The sequence below is a fragment of the Klebsiella sp. H-Nf2 genome (genome assembly GCF_002806645.1).
Taxonomy (GTDB): domain Bacteria; phylum Pseudomonadota; class Gammaproteobacteria; order Enterobacterales; family Enterobacteriaceae; genus Klebsiella; species Klebsiella variicola.
This window is the reverse complement of sequence record NZ_PIBL01000001.1, coordinates 884,973-900,449: the sequence shown is the minus strand read 5'-3', so window position 1 is coordinate 900,449 and position 15,477 is coordinate 884,973. Positions and strand designations below refer to the sequence as shown.

The following is a 15,477-nucleotide window of genomic DNA, read 5'->3' as shown; positions in this document are numbered from 1 at the left end:
AGTATGCGTTTTACCGATAAGGTCGTTGCCATTACCGGCGCGGCGCAGGGGATTGGCCGCCAGACCGCGGAGCAGGCGGCAGCCGAAGGCGCTGCCCTGTTGCTGATTGACCGCTCGCCTTACGTACACGAACTGGCTGCCGTACTAGCCCAGTCCGGAAGTCAGGTGCTGGCGTTGGAGGCCGATCTGGAACAGTGGTCGAGCACCGAGCAGGCGTTTGCCTCGGGCGTTGCCCATTTTGGCCGCCTCGATGTGCTCATCAATAACGTCGGGGGGACTATCTGGGCGCGGCCGTTTGCCGAATACCAACCGGAGCAGATCGAGAAAGAGATCCGCCGCTCGCTGTTCCCCACGCTGTGGGGCTGCCGTGCGGCGCTGCCCTGGATGTTGAAGCAGGGGAAAGGCAGCATCGTCAATATCTCGTCGGTGGCAACGGCGGGGGTGAACCGGGTGCCTTACTCGGCGGCGAAAGGCGGCGTGAATGCGCTGACTCGCTCGATTGCCATGGAGTACAGCGGCAGCGGTATTCGGATTAATGCCGTCGCGCCGGGTGGCACGGAGGCGCCGCCGCGTCTGACGCCGCGCAACGATGAGCAGCCGAGCGAGCAGGAAAAGGCGTGGTATCAGCAGGTCGTCGATCAGACGGTGGCGAGCAGTCTGATGCGCCGGTACGGCACGCTGGCGGAACAGGCGAACGCGATCCTGTTTCTCGCCAGCGATGAAGCCAGCTATATCACGGGTGTGACGATACCGGTGGCGGGGGGCGATCTCGGTTAGCGGCGGGTGGCGTGCCAGCAGAGCAGGGAGCCGAGACACACCATCCCGGCGCCCTGCCAGAAGGACCACGATAGCGTGGCGCTGAGCAGGACAGCCGCCAGCGCGGAAGAGAGCACCGGCGTGAAGTACGACGCCGCCGCCAGCAGGCTGACGTTGCCGTGCAGGATCCCGACGTTCCACGCCGCGTAGGCCAGCCCCAGCGCCACGGAGACCGTCATCAGCTTAATGACTACCGGCCAGCTAAACAGCATCGGCGGCTGGTCGCTGGCGAGAAATTTCAGCCATAGCGTCAGGGCGGTTAACAGGACAAAGAGGGTAATGCCATTTTTACCTTTGGCGTACTTCGCGGTCACCGTGCAGTACGCCGCCCAGATAAACGCGCCGACAAACGCCAGAATGTAGCTTAGTGGGCTGGACACCACGTTATTGATGATTTCCTCGGGGTCGAGTCCGTGCTCGCCGCCAAGTACCCAGCTCACGCCGAACAGCGCCAGCACTAAACCGGGGATCACCAGCCAACTGCTTTTCTGGCCATTAAAGAGAATGGCGAACAAAATCGTCAGGCTGGGCCACAGGTAATTGACCATCCCCACTTCAATGGCCTGCTGGCGAGTGGCGGCGAACCCCAGCGACAGGGCGAGGCAGATTTCATAGCTGACAAACAGCACGCTGCCGGCCAGCAGATAGCGGCGCGGGATCTGGCGCAGGTTGGGAAAGCCAACGGTAAAAATGAGCAGCAGGCCGCTGAGGCTATAAATCATCGCCGCGCCGCCAACCGGGCCAAGCCCTTCGCTAACGCCGCGAATCAATCCGACCATCGTGCTCCATAAGATAATGGCGGCGAAGCCTATTGATGTCGCTCTCTTTTTTTGCATATTTAACCTGATAGTGACGCAAACGCAGCCGGAATTTATAACACCTTTTGCCGGTCGATGGTCTATATTTCCCGCCGGCGTTAACTCTTTGGTATTAGTCAAACTCGCCGCCGCTGACTATTAAGGGGGCGAGCGTTTTCGACCTTGATTTGACGCAAATAAAACAAAGGTATTGCTGTTAGTTTCCTCCGCGCGATGAATCAACATCCTGCATGGAGGAATGCAATGGACGTCAGCCGCAGAAAGTTCTTTAAGATCTGCGCAGGCGGTATGGCCGGAACCACAGCCGCCGCCCTGGGCTTTGCCCCTAAAATGGCGCTGGCTCAGGCACGCAATTTCAAATTGCTGCGTGCGAAAGAGATCCGCAACACCTGCACATACTGCTCCGTGGGCTGCGGGCTATTAATGTATAGCCTCGGCGACGGCGCGAAAAACGCCAAAGAAGCGATTTACCATATTGAAGGGGACCCGGACCATCCGGTGAGCCGCGGCGCGCTGTGCCCGAAAGGCGCAGGCCTGCTGGACTATGTCCACAGTGAAAACCGCCTGCGTTATCCGCAATACCGCGCCCCGGGCTCGGATAAATGGCAGCGCATCTCCTGGGATGACGCTTTTAACCGCATCGCCAGACTGATGAAGGCCGACCGCGACGCCAACTTTATTGAAAAGAATGAGCAGGGCGTGACGGTTAACCGCTGGCTTTCCACCGGCATGCTGTGCGCCTCGGCGGCGAGTAATGAGACCGGCATGCTGACGCAAAAGTTTGTGCGTTCGCTCGGTATGCTGGCGGTAGACAACCAGGCGCGCGTCTGACACGGACCAACGGTAGCAAGTCTTGCTCCAACATTTGGTCGCGGTGCGATGACCAACCACTGGGTTGATATCAAAAACGCTAACGTCGTGGTAGTGATGGGCGGCAACGCCGCGGAAGCGCATCCGGTGGGGTTCCGCTGGGCGATGGAAGCGAAGAACAATAACGATGCCACGTTGATCGTCGTCGACCCACGCTTTACGCGTACCGCGTCGGTGGCCGATATCTATGCGCCGATTCGTTCCGGTACCGACATTACCTTCCTGTCGGGCGTGCTGCTGTACCTGATCGAAAATAATAAGATCAATGCCGAGTACGTGAAGCATTACACCAATGCCAGCCTGCTGGTGCGGGATGATTTTGCCTTCGAAGAGGGCCTGTTCAGCGGCTACGATGCCGAAACACGTCAGTACGATAAATCGTCCTGGAACTACCAGTTCGATGAAAACGGCTACGCCAAACGCGATGAAACGCTCAGCCATCCGCGCTGCGTGTGGAACCTGCTCAGGCAGCATGTTTCCCGCTACACGCCGGAAGTGGTGGAGAATATCTGCGGTACGCCGAAAGCGGACTTCCTGAAAGTGTGTGAGGTACTGGCTTCAACCAGTGCCGCGGACCGCACCACCACCTTCCTGTATGCCCTGGGCTGGACGCAGCACACCGTCGGCGCGCAGAACATCCGCACTATGGCGATGATCCAACTGCTGCTCGGCAACATGGGCATGGCCGGCGGCGGCGTCAACGCGCTGCGCGGCCACTCCAATATTCAGGGGCTGACCGATTTGGGACTGCTGTCGACCAGTCTGCCGGGTTATTTGACGCTGCCATCGGATAAACAGAGCAATCTGCAAAGTTATCTTAGCGCCAACACGCCGAAAGCGACGCTGCCCGGGCAGGTGAACTACTGGAGCAACTACCCGAAATTCTTTGTCAGCCTGATGAAATCGTTATACGGCGAGGCGGCGCAGAAAGAGAACGACTGGGGCTTCAACTGGTTGCCGAAATGGGATCAGGCTTACGACGTTATCAAGTACTTCAATATGATGGATAACGGCAACGTCACTGGCTATATCTGTCAGGGCTTCAACCCGGTAGCGTCCTTCCCGGACAAAAACAAAGTGGTGCGTAGCCTCAGCAAGCTGAGGTATCTGGTGGTTATCGATCCGCTGGTGACCGAAACCTCGACCTTCTGGCAGAACCACGGCGAGTCTAATGATGTCGACCCGTCGGCGATTCAGACCGAAGTCTTCCGTCTGCCGTCGACCTGCTTTGCCGAAGAGGATGGTTCGATCGCCAACTCCGGTCGCTGGCTGCAGTGGCACTGGAAAGGCCAGGACGCACCGGGGGAAGCGCGCAACGATGGCGAAATCCTGGCTGGGATCTATCATCGTCTGCGCGAGCTGTACCGTCGCGAAGGCGGGAAGGGCGCGGAACCGCTGCTGAAAATGAGCTGGAACTATAAGCAGCCAGACCATCCGGAATCGGCAGAAGTGGCTAAAGAGAACAACGGCTACGCGCTGGCGGATCTCTACGATCAAAATGGCACTTTGCTGGCGAAAAAAGGCCAGTTGCTGAATAGCTTCGCGCTGCTGCGCGATGACGGCAGCACCGCGTCGTCGTGCTGGATCTACACCGGCAGCTGGACCGAGCAGGGCAATCAGATGGCGAATCGTGATAACGCCGATCCTTCGGGCCTGGGCAATACGCTGGGATGGGCCTGGGCGTGGCCGCTCAATCGTCGGGTGCTGTATAACCGCGCCTCGGCTGATATCAACGGCAAGCCGTGGGATGCGAAGCGGATGCTGATCCAGTGGAACGGCAGCAAGTGGGTCGGGAATGATATTCCGGACTTCAATACTGCGCCGCCGGGGAGTAACACCGGGCCGTTTATCATGCAGCAGGAGGGGCTGGGTCGCCTGTTTGCGCTGGATAAACTGGCGGAAGGGCCGTTCCCGGAACACTACGAGCCGATGGAAACCCCGCTTGGCACCAACCCGCTGCACCCGAATGTGGTCTCCAGCCCGGTGGTGCGTCTGTATGAAGAGGACGCCATCCGCCTGGGTAAGAAGGATAAGTTCCCGTATGTCGGCACCACCTATCGTCTGACCGAGCATTTCCACACCTGGACCAAGCATGCGCTGCTCAATTCCATCGCGCAGCCGGAACAGTTTGTCGAAATCAGTGAAGGACTGGCGAAAAGCAAAGGTATCGCCAACGGCGATTGGGTGAAAGTCAGCAGCAAGCGCGGGTTTATTCGCGCGGTTGCCGTGGTGACCCGGCGCCTGCGCACGCTGAACGTCAACGGCCAGCAGGTCGAAACCGTCGGTATCCCGCTGCACTGGGGCTTTGAAGGCGTGGCCCGCAAGGGTTATATCGCCAACACCCTGACGCCTAACGTCGGCGATTCCAACTCGCAAACGCCGGAGTATAAGGCGTTTCTGGTCAACATCGAGAAAGCGTAAGGAGCGATTAAATGGCGATGGAAACACAAGACATTATTAAACGCTCCGCGACCAACCCGATCACGCCCGCGCCGCGCGCGCGGGACTATAAGGCGGAAGTCGCCAAGCTTATCGATGTCTCCTCCTGCGTGGGCTGTAAAGCCTGCCAGGTAGCCTGTTCCGAGTGGAATGACATCCGCGATGAAGTGGGGCACTGCGTCGGTGTGTACGACAATCCGGCGGATCTCAGCGCCAAATCCTGGACGGTCATGCGCTTTAGCGAGACTGAACAGAACGGCAAGCTGGAGTGGCTTATCCGCAAGGATGGCTGTATGCACTGCGAAGAGCCGGGTTGCCTGAAGGCCTGCCCGTCCGCCGGGGCGATCATTCAGTACGCCAACGGCATCGTCGATTTCCAGCAGGAAAACTGCATCGGCTGCGGCTACTGCATTGCCGGGTGTCCGTTTAATATCCCGCGCCTCAATAAAGAGGATAACCGGGTCTATAAATGCACGCTGTGCGTGGATAGGGTCAGCGTCGGTCAGGAACCGGCCTGCGTGAAAACCTGTCCTACCGGCGCGATCCACTTCGGTACGAAGAAAGAGATGCTGGAGGTGGCTGAGGAGCGGGTGGATAAGCTGAAAAAACGCGGTTATGCCAACGCCGGGATTTACAACCCGCCGGGCGTCGGCGGCACCCACGTGATGTACGTTCTGCATCATGCCGACCAGCCGGAGCTGTATCACAAGCTGCCGAAGGAACCGCAGATCGATACCAGTATCAGTCTGTGGAAGGGGGCGCTGAAACCGCTGGCGGCGGCGGGCTTTATCGCTACCTTCGCCGGGCTTATCTACCACTACATCGGTATCGGGCCGAACAAGGAAATTGACGACGAGGAGGAACATGATGAGTAAATCGAAGATGATTGTGCGCACGACGTTTATCGATCGCGCCTGTCACTGGACGGTGGTTATCTGTTTCTTCCTCGTGGCACTGTCGGGAATATCGTTTTTCTTCCCGACGCTGCAGTGGCTAACGGAAACCTTCGGCACGCCGCAGATGGGGCGTATCCTGCACCCGTTCTTTGGGGTGCTGATTTTTGTCGCGCTGATGTTTATGTTTGTGCGTTTTGTCCACCACAATATTCCTGATAAACAGGATATCCCCTGGCTGAAAGGCATCGTGGAGGTGCTGAAAGGCAACGAACATAAGGTCGCGCGCGTCGGTAAATATAACGCCGGGCAGAAGATGATGTTCTGGACCATTATGAGCATGATTTTCGTGCTGCTGGTGACCGGGGTGATTATCTGGCGGCCGTATTTCGCGGCATATTTCCCGATTCAGGTGATTCGCTATAGCCTGCTGATTCATGCGACGTCGGCGATTATCCTGATCCACGCGATCCTCATCCATATGTATATGGCATTCTGGGTGAAAGGGTCGATTAAAGGCATGATCGAAGGCAAGGTGAGCCGCCGTTGGGCGAAGAAACATCACCCGCGCTGGTATCGCGATGTCGAACGCCTGGAAGCGATGAAAGAGAGTCGCGAAGGGATGAAGTAAGCCGTCTGGTCAGGAGACCCGCTCCAGTTTTGCTGGAGCGGGTTTATGTGTTAGTGATTAATGCGTCCATCGCTGATATCACGGTAGTTCTTTCTTTCGCTAAATTGCAGATAAAATATTTTTTATCCAGCCTTTGCTTAGCCACGCTGGTGATTGCCGGCGTGTTGATGAACAGTTTCTCAAACTCCATATTAATAACCGGGGCGGCAGCATGATAATGGCCGGTCAAATGAGAATGATAGCTCAGCGGCACAATTAAACGTGTGCCAAGGTCATTAAAATAATCATGTTGGATTACCATTAAATAAGGTTGAAACGCATTGGTTCTCGATGATGGGTTACGAAAGATATAAAATTGTGCTGCCATTAAATCCCCCCGAAAAAAGGATCCTCTGACAGCAACCCTGCACGGGCGGTGAATTCATTCAGTGCCTTAATGAATTCCTGGTCTTTTCGGCGTTTGTCCGCGTCGACGATGGTCAGTGCCTGGTTGCGCGGGTTAACCGTTGTTGCACGATCGCGAGTCCCTGGCTTGTTAACGGTATTCTGTTTCATTTTCCGCTCCTTGTTGTTGGCGAGCTGATTATCACGCGGTATGAGATGAAAAGAAATACCTGGTTCAGCTTTGTTTTTTATTTTGCGAGGCTGCTTCCAGAGGAAAGTAATCGCATGAAATACTCATGGTCATTGTAATAAACCCGGCGCTGGTATTAACCAGCGCGGCGGGGAATAATCAGAACTTCTCCGGAATAAAGCGGAAGGGGAAATTGGTCTGTTTCATTTTGCCAATTTTGCGCTTCGGCAGCGTCACATGCTCCACCGGTAAAGCTTCATAGGGGATCTGCGACAGTAGATGGGTGATGATATTCAGACGTACGCGCTTTTTATCCTCCGAGCGGGCGACGAACCACGGCGCCCAGGCGGTATCGGTGGCGGCGAACATGGCGTCGCGGGCGGCGGTATATTCATCCCAGCGGTTGAAAGACTTAATGTCCATCGGCGAGAGCTTCCAGATTTTACGGCCGTCATCGATACGATCCCGCAGGCGGCGCTCCTGCTCCTGTGGAGAGACCTCCAGCCAGTACTTGAGCAGAATAATGCCCGATTCGACCATGCCGCGCTCCACCATCGGCGCGCCGTCGAGAAACTTCTGCACCTCCTCCGGCGTGCAAAAGCCCATCACCCGTTCGACGCCGGCGCGGTTGTACCAGCTGCGATCGAAAATCACAATCTCGCCAGCCGCCGGAAGGTGCTTGATATAGCGCTGAAAATAGAGCTGGCTTTTCTCACGCTCGGTGGGTGAGGGCAAGGCGACGACCCGGAAGATACGCGGGCTGACGCGCTCGGTGATCGCCTTAATGGTGCCGCCTTTGCCGGCGCCGTCCCGGCCTTCAAAGACGATGCACACCTTCAGCCCTTTATGCACCACCCAGCGCTGCAGTTTCACCAGCTCAACATGGAGTTTGCGCAACGCCTTCTCATACGCTTTATTGTCGAGCGGAGCGGTCTTCACCGCCGCGTCGACCGGATTACCGTTTTTCTTATTACCCATCGCCATGCTCCGTGTTGCCGAGGTATCCCTTTGAAGTGTAATCCTTCGCCGGCGAGGCGGTGGAAAATATTCGCGCAGGGGACGGGCTAGCTGGCGTTCCCCGCCGCAATGACTTCCAGCCCCACCCGCTGCCCCCATGACAGCTCCAGGGTGTTACCGTCCGGGTCGGCAAAGAAGGCGAAATAACCCACCGGATCGCCCAGCTGTTCCGGTTCCCGCCGCAAAACGCCTTCCCGCCGCGCCTGAGCGACCTTCTCATCGATCTCCGCCTGGGTGGCGCAGGCGACGCCGAGATGGCCGAACGGGCCCAGCGGCGTGTCGGCCGGATCGTCACTCTGCACCAGCACCAGAGCGAAGGGCCGGGTGCGATCGCTGAGCCACGCCACCTTACGTGCTGAGGGCAAGCCGGGCTCGCGCTGGTGAATGACAGTCATCGCGGTATAGCGGGTGTAAAAATCAATACTGCTGGCCAGACAGCGGACGGTAAAGGCGACATGGGTAAAACCGACATCAACAGTTTGCATCGATGATTCTCCAGAGGTGAATGATGGGGAGACTTTACAACCTCAAGTTAAGTTGAGATCAATTGGGCGTTTATCGCTTTGAGCCCACTGATTTTAATAGGGGAGGGTCATTGCTAAGCCACGCCGTCGCCGGCTCGATGACGGCCTGCCGCGCGGGCGGCGAGCATGAACGAATCAGGCCGTTGTATGGAGGAAGCTGCCGTCGGGCGTTTTTAGCTGGTGTGTCGGGGCGGGATAGTCAATAATGCCGGCCGTCTCTCAATACCCCTATAAGATGTATGAAAAAAACGATTTTTTCACTGGCGCTGGGCACCTTCGGACTCGGTATGGCGGAATTTGGCATTATGGGCGTGCTGCCGGATATGGCGCACGATGTCGGGATTTCGATCCCCGCCGCCGGCAATATGATTGCCTGGTATGCCTTCGGCGTGGTGATCGGCGCGCCGATCATGGCGCTGCTCTCCAGCCGGTTTTCGTTGAAATCGGTGATGCTGTTTCTCGCTGCCCTGTGTATTCTAGGCAATACCCTGTTTACCCTCTCCAGTAGCTACGCCATGCTGGCGCTTGGCCGCCTGGTTTCCGGTTTTCCCCACGGGGCGTTCTTTGGCGTCGGGGCGATAATCCTGTCGAAAATCGCGCCGCCGGGGAAGGTGACCGCCGCGGTGGCGGGGATGATCGGCGGGATGACGGTGGCTAACCTGGTGGGGGTCCCCGGCGGCACCTGGCTTGGGCATCACTTCAGCTGGCGCTATACCTTTGCCCTTATCGCGGTGTTTAACGTCGCCGTGTTGATGACTATTTTCTGCTGGGTGCCCACCCTCTATGATCGCACCAGCACCCGGCTGCGCGAGCAGTTCCGTTTTCTGGCCTCCCCGGCGCCGTGGCTGATTTTTGCCGCCACCATGTTTGGCAACGCCGGCGTGTTTGCCTGGTTCAGCTATATTAAGCCCTTTATGCTCAATGTCTCCGGCTTTGCCGAAAGCAGGATGATGCTGATTATGATGCTGGCGGGGCTGGGAATGGTGGTCGGTAATCTGTTCAGCGGCAAAATTTCCGGACGCTTCAGCCCGCTGCGTATTGCGGCCATGACCGACGGGGTCATTGCCGTGACGCTGCTGCTGATCTTTGCCTTCGGTGAACATAAAGTCGCTTCGCTGACCCTGGCGTTTATCTGCTGCGCGGGACTGTTCGCTCTGTCGGCACCGCTGCAGATCCTGCTGCTGCAGAACGCCAAAGGCGGCGAGATGCTGGGGGCGGCAGGAGGGCAGATTGCCTTCAACCTCGGCAGCGCCATCGGCGCCTTCTGCGGCGGGATGATGATTGCCCAGGGCTTTGGCTGGAACAGCGTGGCGCTTCCTGCCGCCACGCTGTCGTTTCTGGCGATGAGCGCCTTGCTCATCTATGGCTGCCATCAGCGCCGACAAGCTTGCTAACGACGCTTACTCACGCCAGGGTTCGCCAAGGGTCAGCATCAGCCGGTTGGCCCAGGCGAAAAAGGCCGCCGACTGCAGCAGATCCAGCTGGGCCAGGGTATCTAAACCCTGCTCATCAAGCGCCGCCAGATGGCGGGCATTCAGCCCGGGCGGCGTCACCGACAGCGCAGCGGCGGCGTCGATTTCCGCCTGCCAGCGCGGCGACTGGCCGTCACTCAAATTCTCCCCCGGCGTCACCGCCAGCAGCGTGTCGACGGCGGTCTCGTCCTTTGCCAGCTGCGCCGCTTTGCGGGCATGCACCGAGGCGCAGTAAATACAGCCGTTGATTTTGCTGGTCACCGTGGCCGCCAGTTCGCGTTCGGCGCGCGGCAATCCTCCGGGGGTATAGAAAATGCCTTTATCGGTCAGCGTCCGCTGCTCCAGCACCGGCTGGTTGCGCGCCAGCAGGCGAAAGTAGGGGGAGTCGCTATGGCCATATTTGGCCAGAATCGCCTGTTCTTCAGCGTTGAATTCCGCCAGCGGTTTATCGGCCAGCCAGGGTTCCCAGTGCAGCTCGTCGCGGGTGAAGCGAACCGGGGCCGCTTTGCCGCTCTGGGTGTGGGGTGTGGTATGCCAGTATCCGGCGACCAGCGGCGTATCGGCGCTGACAATGGGCTTATGGTTCAGCGTCCGCAGGCCCAGCAGCAGTCGGCTCTGGAAGCTGACAAAGGCCACCAGTTGCGCCAGAGTGACGATGCCCCGCAGGCTCCAGCCCGCGCCGGTTAAGGTGTGCAGCGCGCCGGGGGTGGCTTCGACGGGGGTGAAGGTGAGCAGGCGGGCAAAGGCCAGCGCCGGGACCAGACGATCGGTGGTTGGATCGGCGAGCCCGAAACCGGCATAGTGCGCCGCCAGCGCGTCCGCCTGGTGCAGTTTCGCCACCTTCGCGGCCACCGCGAAGCGTTCATCAAGAGGAAAGTCAGCGTCCTGCTGGCTGAACAGCACTTCATAACTTCCCTGGGCGTGACGGGTGGCGGCATCGCGTACGGCGCGCGCCTGGTCGAGCGGGGAACCGGGGGCAATCTCCGCCAGTTCGGCCAGAATATCCTGACTCAGCGTCATGGTGACTCCTTATCTGATGTGGGGGGCAATATGCTGAGCGATCAGCTCAATGGAACGCAGCGTATCCCGGTGCGAAGGCTCCACCGAGTGCACCTGAAACGAAATATCGGTGGCGCGGGCCAGCACGCTGTCCTGCGCCAGGGAGGCAATAACATGCTCTGGGTCGCCAACGTGGGCATCCAGCTGTTGTAGATAGTCGGTGACACTGTCACCTTCTATCGTATGACCCGCCGCCCGGTGCTGTGTCGCCTGCTTGCGCAGACCGGGCTCGGCGACCTGCAGGGCGTGGGCGTGACTGTCGGCGACGAAGGCGGTGCGCGAGGCGAGGATCCGCGGTGCAACGCCGTCCGGCAGCGCCGCCAGGTAGGCGTCGATGATCGGGTTCTGAATGGCGTCCAGCGGCAGGCGTGGCTCTCCGGGTGGACGTGGCTGAGTGCGCGACAGCATCAGCCCGTGTCCCGCCTGACCGGCACGGATGGCGCCCTCCGCCGAGAAGGTGGCGATCCAGATACGTTCCGCCAGCTGCGGCGCGGGCGGATAGAGACGGTTGTCCGGGTGGCTCAGGGTATCGCCGCGCCAGGCACTATGGATCAGGTGCAGATGGTCGGCAAACACCGCCCCGCGCTGCTCGCTGGTCAGGCCGAAGGGCAGAAACGACGTTGGCGTGCCGCCGGAGCCAAACCCCACCTCCAGACGCCCGTCGGTGAGTAAATCCAGTACCGCCGCGTCTTCGGCGACGCGCAGCGGATTTTCCATCGGCAGAGTGATAATCGCCGTGCCGAGACGGATCCGGTCGGTCTGTGCCGCCACGTGGGCGAGAAACACCAGCGGCGAAGGCAGGCCGCCTTCCTGTTCATGAAAATGGTGCTGGGCAATCCATGCGCTGTCGAAGCCCAAACGCTCCGCGTGGCGGATCTGTTCGGCCGCCAGCCGGTAGCGCGTTTGCGCGGAGCCCTGATCGAGCAGACGGGTAAAAAAGCCGAGGCGTTTAGGCATTATGCGTTCTCCGTGTGGGCCTGTGCTATGCGGGGTGAAACCTGAGGAATGGCGGCGATCAGTTCGCGAGTGTAGGCCTGCTGCGGGGTAGCGAACAGGCGGCCAACGTCGCCATGCTCCACCACCTGGCCGGCGCGCAGTACCGTGACGCTGTCGGCAATCCGCCTGACCGTCGCCAGATCGTGGGTAATGAACAGGTAGCTGAGACCCAGCTGCTGCTGTAACTGCTGCAGCAGGGCGAGGATCTGCGCCTGAACGGTGACGTCGAGCGCCGAGGTCGCTTCGTCAAGGACCAGTATCGCCGGCTCGAGGATCAGCGCCCGGGCAATCGCCACCCGCTGCCGCTGGCCGCCGGAGAGCTCCCGCGGCGTACGCGATAGCAGCTCCGGGGCCAGCGCCACCCGCGCGGCGACGGTCTCCACGCGCAGGCGACGTGCCGACGCGCTGAGGCGCTCAAAGTTTTTTAACGGCTCTTCGATAATCGCAAACAGCGTCTGGCGCGGGTCGAGCGAGGCGAAGGGGTTCTGGTAGACAAACTGGATTTTCCGCCGCAGCTGACGCTGCGCCTCGCGGCTGAGATGCCCGGCGTCGATACCGTCGATGGTCACCTGTCCGGCATCGGCGCGCTCAAAGCCCAGCAGGATCCGCGCCAGGGTGGTTTTTCCGGAACCGGATTCGCCCACCAGCGCATGGGTGGTGCCGCGTCTGACCTCAAAACTGACGCTGTCGAGCGCCTGCAGCGCCTGTTTGCCCAGCGAGAAGCGTTTACTGATCCCCTCCACGCGAATGGCCGGTGTTGCCAGCGGCCGGTGACGAGACGCCGTCAGCCCCAACGGCGCATCCTGCAGGTCGTGGAGCAGCTGGCGGGTGTAAGGGTGTTGCGGACGCTGGACAATCACCTCGGTGGGGCCCTGTTCCTGAATCTCTCCCTGGCGAAACACCATGATCCGGTCGGCGCGTTCAGCGGCCAGCGCCAGATCGTGGGTGACAAACAGCACGGCGGTACCCGACTCGCGGCGCAGGATATCAAGCAGGTCGAGAATGCGCTTCTGCACCGTGACGTCGAGAGCGCTGGTGGGCTCGTCAGCAATAATCAGATCCGGCTGCAGGGCAATGGCGATGGCAATCAGCACCCGCTGTTTCATCCCGCCAGACAGCTGATGCGGATACTGGTCAAGGCGCTGTTCCGGGTGGCTGAGCCCGACTTTAGTGAGCAGGTTAAGGACCTGCTGTCGGCGCTCAGCGGCGGAGAGGGACTGATGCAGCCGCAGGATCTCTTCCACCTGCTGACCAATGGTTTTTACCGGGTTAAGCGAATTGCCGGGATCCTGCGGGACCAGACTAATGCTCACCCCACGCAGGCGGTTAAGGCGTTTTGCCGACCAGTCGCTAATCACTTCGCCATTGAGGACAATCCGCCCGCCATCCCGGCGGGCATTATCCGCCAGCAGACCGATTATGGCCTGCGCGGTGGTGGTTTTCCCCGAGCCGGATTCTCCGACGAAGGCCAGCATTTCGCCACGCTGGATGGAAAAACTCACGTTATGCACCACTTCGCGCCATTCGCCCCGCGAGCGGTAGCTGATGCGCAGATCTTCAACGGACAGAACGTTCATGGGCGTACTCCACTCCACTGGCGGCTAAGACGATTGGCGGCAAGGACCACGGCGACCACGGCGAGGCCGGGGAAGGTGGTTAGCCACCAGGCGGTCGACAGGTAGTTGCGACCTTCGGCGATCAATAATCCCCACTCCGGGATCGGCGGCGGGGTGCCGTAGCCGAGGAAGCTGAGGGTGGCCAGGGCCAACATCGCCTGTCCGAACTGCAGCGTCGCGAAAGCAAGCACCGCAGTGAGCGAGTTGGGCAGAATATGGCGCCAGAAGACGGCGAAAAAGGTGCCGCCGCTGCCCCGGGCCGCCTCGACGTAATCGCTGTGGCGCACGCGCACGACCTCCGCCCGCGCCAGGCGTGCGAAGCTGGCGATAGCCGCCACGCCGACCGCCACCGCCGCATTCACCGTACCGAAACCGAGCAGAATAATTACCGTGAGCTGCAGCAGCAGGGAGGGGATAGCCAGCAGGACATCGACCAGGCGCATGATCGTGGATTCAACGCGTCCGGTCAGCGCCCCGGCGAGCGTACCAAGGGCGGTACCCACCACCAGGCCGATGGCGACGGCGATCAGCGCCGCCGACAGGGAATGTACCGCGCCGTAAACCACCCGCGTCCACAGGTCGCGCCCCAGCTGGTCGGTACCCAGCCAGTAGTGCGCTTGCGGCGCCAGGCGCTGAGCGCCGGGGATCCCTTCCAGCGGGTTAGCGGCGGTAAACCACTGCGGGGCGAGGGCCATTAACAACGCGGTGATCATCACCGCCCACGCCAGCCACAGGCCAGGCTGCAGACGCACCCTGCGCCATTCCGGGCGGCGGCGAACCGCGATGGCATAATCGACCAGGCTCATTTCGCACCTCCGGTCTGTAAATGGAGTCGGGGATCCAGTCGCGGCATGACCAGGTCGACAAGCAGGTTTATCAGGACGAAGCCGAGGGCGGAGATCATCACCACTGCCTGCAGCACGGCGATATCCTGGTTATTGACCGCCTGCTGGGTCAGCTGGCCGAGGCCGCTGCGGCCGAAGACGGTCTCAGTGATCAGCGCCCCGGCAATCAGCTCGCCCAGCAGCAGCCCGGCAATATTCAGCGCCGGCAGCAGGGCATTACCCATCACATGGTGCCAGAGGACGCCGGTCTCGCTCATTCCCTTGGCGCGGGCGACCGCGACGAAGGGCTGAACCGCCACCTGATCCATGCTGCGCATCAGGATCTGCGCCAGCGGGGCCGAAATGGGCAGCGCGACGGCGATAACCGGTAAAATCAGCCCTTCCAGTGGCCCGGGGTTGATCACCGGGATCCAGCGCAACTGAAACGAGAAGAGCTGGATCAGGGCGATACCCAGCCAAAAGGTAGGCAGAGAGATAAACAGCACCGGCAGCGACTGCAGGAGGTTGCTCAGCCAGCGCAGCCCCGGCAGACGGGAGGCGAAGGCGAGGGCGAACGCCAGCGCTACAGCCAGCAGGAAGGCCGGCAGCGCGAGGCTTAAGGTATCCGGCAGGTTGCTGGCAATCAGACTACTGACCGCCAGACCCGCCTGCAGGGAATAGCCGAAGTCGCCGTGCAGCATCGCCAGCAGCGTGTGCAGGTACTGGCGCCACAGCGGGCTATCGGCGCCGTAGGCCAGCCGCATGTCAGCGATTTGCGCCGGGCTCAGGCCGAGGTCCGGGTTCTGAAACTTGATCAGCACTGCATCTCCCGGCAGCACCTGCAGCAGGAAAAAGGTGAGGGTAAATGCCGCCCACAGGACCAGCAGTCCCTGGCCGAACCGTCGCAGAAGATAAGCGCTCATATCCG

Annotated in this window: 15 protein-coding genes; 5 read left to right on the top strand and 10 right to left on the bottom strand. The window is 60.1% G+C overall.

Translation table 11 applies throughout. The features are described from left to right. The first annotated feature begins 3 nt into the window (after positions 1-3). Positions 4-777 carry a 1,6-dihydroxycyclohexa-2,4-diene-1-carboxylate dehydrogenase gene (locus CWM58_RS04425; RefSeq protein ID WP_100680341.1) on the top strand — a complete coding sequence of 258 codons (774 nt, stop codon included), beginning with the start codon at positions 4-6 and terminating at the stop codon, positions 775-777. Here the strand turns inward: CWM58_RS04425 and yddG are convergent. Beyond that, positions 774-1,652, bottom strand: a complete 879-nt coding sequence (gene yddG / locus CWM58_RS04420) for an aromatic amino acid DMT transporter YddG (RefSeq protein WP_100680340.1) — start codon at positions 1,650-1,652, stop codon at positions 774-776. The genes CWM58_RS04425 and yddG overlap by 4 nt on opposite strands. Before the next feature lie 225 nt (positions 1,653-1,877). Between yddG and fdnG the strand changes: the two genes are divergently transcribed. From fdnG to fdnI, 3 genes are read left to right on the top strand one after another with little or no spacing between them, the layout of a single operon-like run. Next, complete coding sequence (gene fdnG / locus CWM58_RS04415) at positions 1,878-4,925, top strand: formate dehydrogenase-N subunit alpha (RefSeq protein WP_100680339.1); 3,048 nt, start codon at positions 1,878-1,880, stop codon at positions 4,923-4,925. Positions 4,926-4,936: 11 nt separating this feature from the next. Then, positions 4,937-5,818, top strand: a complete 882-nt coding sequence (gene fdxH, locus CWM58_RS04410; RefSeq protein ID WP_100680338.1) for a formate dehydrogenase subunit beta — start codon at positions 4,937-4,939, stop codon at positions 5,816-5,818. Continuing rightward, a complete protein-coding gene (gene fdnI / locus CWM58_RS04405; protein ID WP_032740518.1) occupies positions 5,811-6,467 on the top strand; it encodes a formate dehydrogenase-N subunit gamma in 657 nt (218 codons plus the stop codon). Before fdxH ends, fdnI begins: the two co-directional genes overlap by 8 nt. Positions 6,468-6,510: 43 nt before the next feature. On the opposite strand, the gene CWM58_RS04400 is transcribed toward fdnI, so the two are convergent. The 4 genes from CWM58_RS04400 to CWM58_RS04385 all read right to left on the bottom strand — a co-directional run bounded on the left by CWM58_RS04400 (position 6,511) and on the right by CWM58_RS04385 (position 8,543). Beyond that, positions 6,511-6,834 carry a CcdB family protein gene (locus CWM58_RS04400; RefSeq protein ID WP_100680337.1) on the bottom strand — a complete coding sequence of 108 codons (324 nt, stop codon included), beginning with the start codon at positions 6,832-6,834 and terminating at the stop codon, positions 6,511-6,513. Continuing rightward, positions 6,834-7,022 (bottom strand): hypothetical protein, encoded by a 189-nt coding sequence (locus CWM58_RS04395; protein WP_100680336.1) that lies wholly within the window; start codon positions 7,020-7,022, stop codon positions 6,834-6,836. Before CWM58_RS04395 ends, CWM58_RS04400 begins: the two co-directional genes overlap by 1 nt. Positions 7,023-7,200: 178 nt before the next feature. Then, positions 7,201-8,019: a polyphosphate kinase 2 gene (gene ppk2 / locus CWM58_RS04390; protein WP_012541603.1), complete on the bottom strand. Its 819-nt coding sequence runs from the start codon at positions 8,017-8,019 to the stop codon at positions 7,201-7,203. A gap of 86 nt (positions 8,020-8,105) precedes the next feature. After that, positions 8,106-8,543 carry a VOC family protein gene (locus CWM58_RS04385; RefSeq protein WP_012968112.1) on the bottom strand — a complete coding sequence of 146 codons (438 nt, stop codon included), beginning with the start codon at positions 8,541-8,543 and terminating at the stop codon, positions 8,106-8,108. Between the two features lie 278 nt (positions 8,544-8,821). On the opposite strand from CWM58_RS04385, the gene araJ reads away from it, so the two are divergent. Then, the gene (gene araJ, locus CWM58_RS04380; protein WP_032730466.1) at positions 8,822-9,976 is read left to right on the top strand and encodes an MFS transporter AraJ; all 1,155 of its coding nucleotides are present in this window, start codon (positions 8,822-8,824) and stop codon (positions 9,974-9,976) included. A gap of 6 nt (positions 9,977-9,982) precedes the next feature. On the opposite strand, the gene CWM58_RS04375 is transcribed toward araJ, so the two are convergent. The 5 genes from CWM58_RS04375 to CWM58_RS04355 are packed head-to-tail and all read right to left on the bottom strand — an operon-like array spanning position 9,983 to position 15,472. Then, positions 9,983-11,074, bottom strand: coding sequence for an alkylhydroperoxidase domain protein (locus CWM58_RS04375; protein ID WP_100680335.1), 1,092 nt, complete (start codon positions 11,072-11,074; stop codon positions 9,983-9,985). A gap of 9 nt (positions 11,075-11,083) precedes the next feature. Then, positions 11,084-12,070 (bottom strand): putative FMN-dependent luciferase-like monooxygenase, encoded by a 987-nt coding sequence (locus CWM58_RS04370; RefSeq protein ID WP_004891666.1) that lies wholly within the window; start codon positions 12,068-12,070, stop codon positions 11,084-11,086. Beyond that, on the bottom strand, positions 12,070-13,686 hold the full coding sequence (locus CWM58_RS04365; RefSeq protein ID WP_100680334.1) for a dipeptide ABC transporter ATP-binding protein: 1,617 nt from the start codon (positions 13,684-13,686) through the stop codon (positions 12,070-12,072). Before CWM58_RS04365 ends, CWM58_RS04370 begins: the two co-directional genes overlap by 1 nt. Further along, the gene (locus CWM58_RS04360) at positions 13,683-14,531 is read right to left on the bottom strand and encodes an ABC transporter permease (protein WP_100680333.1); all 849 of its coding nucleotides are present in this window, start codon (positions 14,529-14,531) and stop codon (positions 13,683-13,685) included. The genes CWM58_RS04365 and CWM58_RS04360 overlap by 4 nt, the downstream gene beginning before the upstream one ends. Continuing rightward, positions 14,528-15,472: an ABC transporter permease gene (locus CWM58_RS04355; RefSeq protein WP_008804745.1), complete on the bottom strand. Its 945-nt coding sequence runs from the start codon at positions 15,470-15,472 to the stop codon at positions 14,528-14,530. Before CWM58_RS04355 ends, CWM58_RS04360 begins: the two co-directional genes overlap by 4 nt. Positions 15,473-15,477 lie beyond the last annotated feature (5 nt).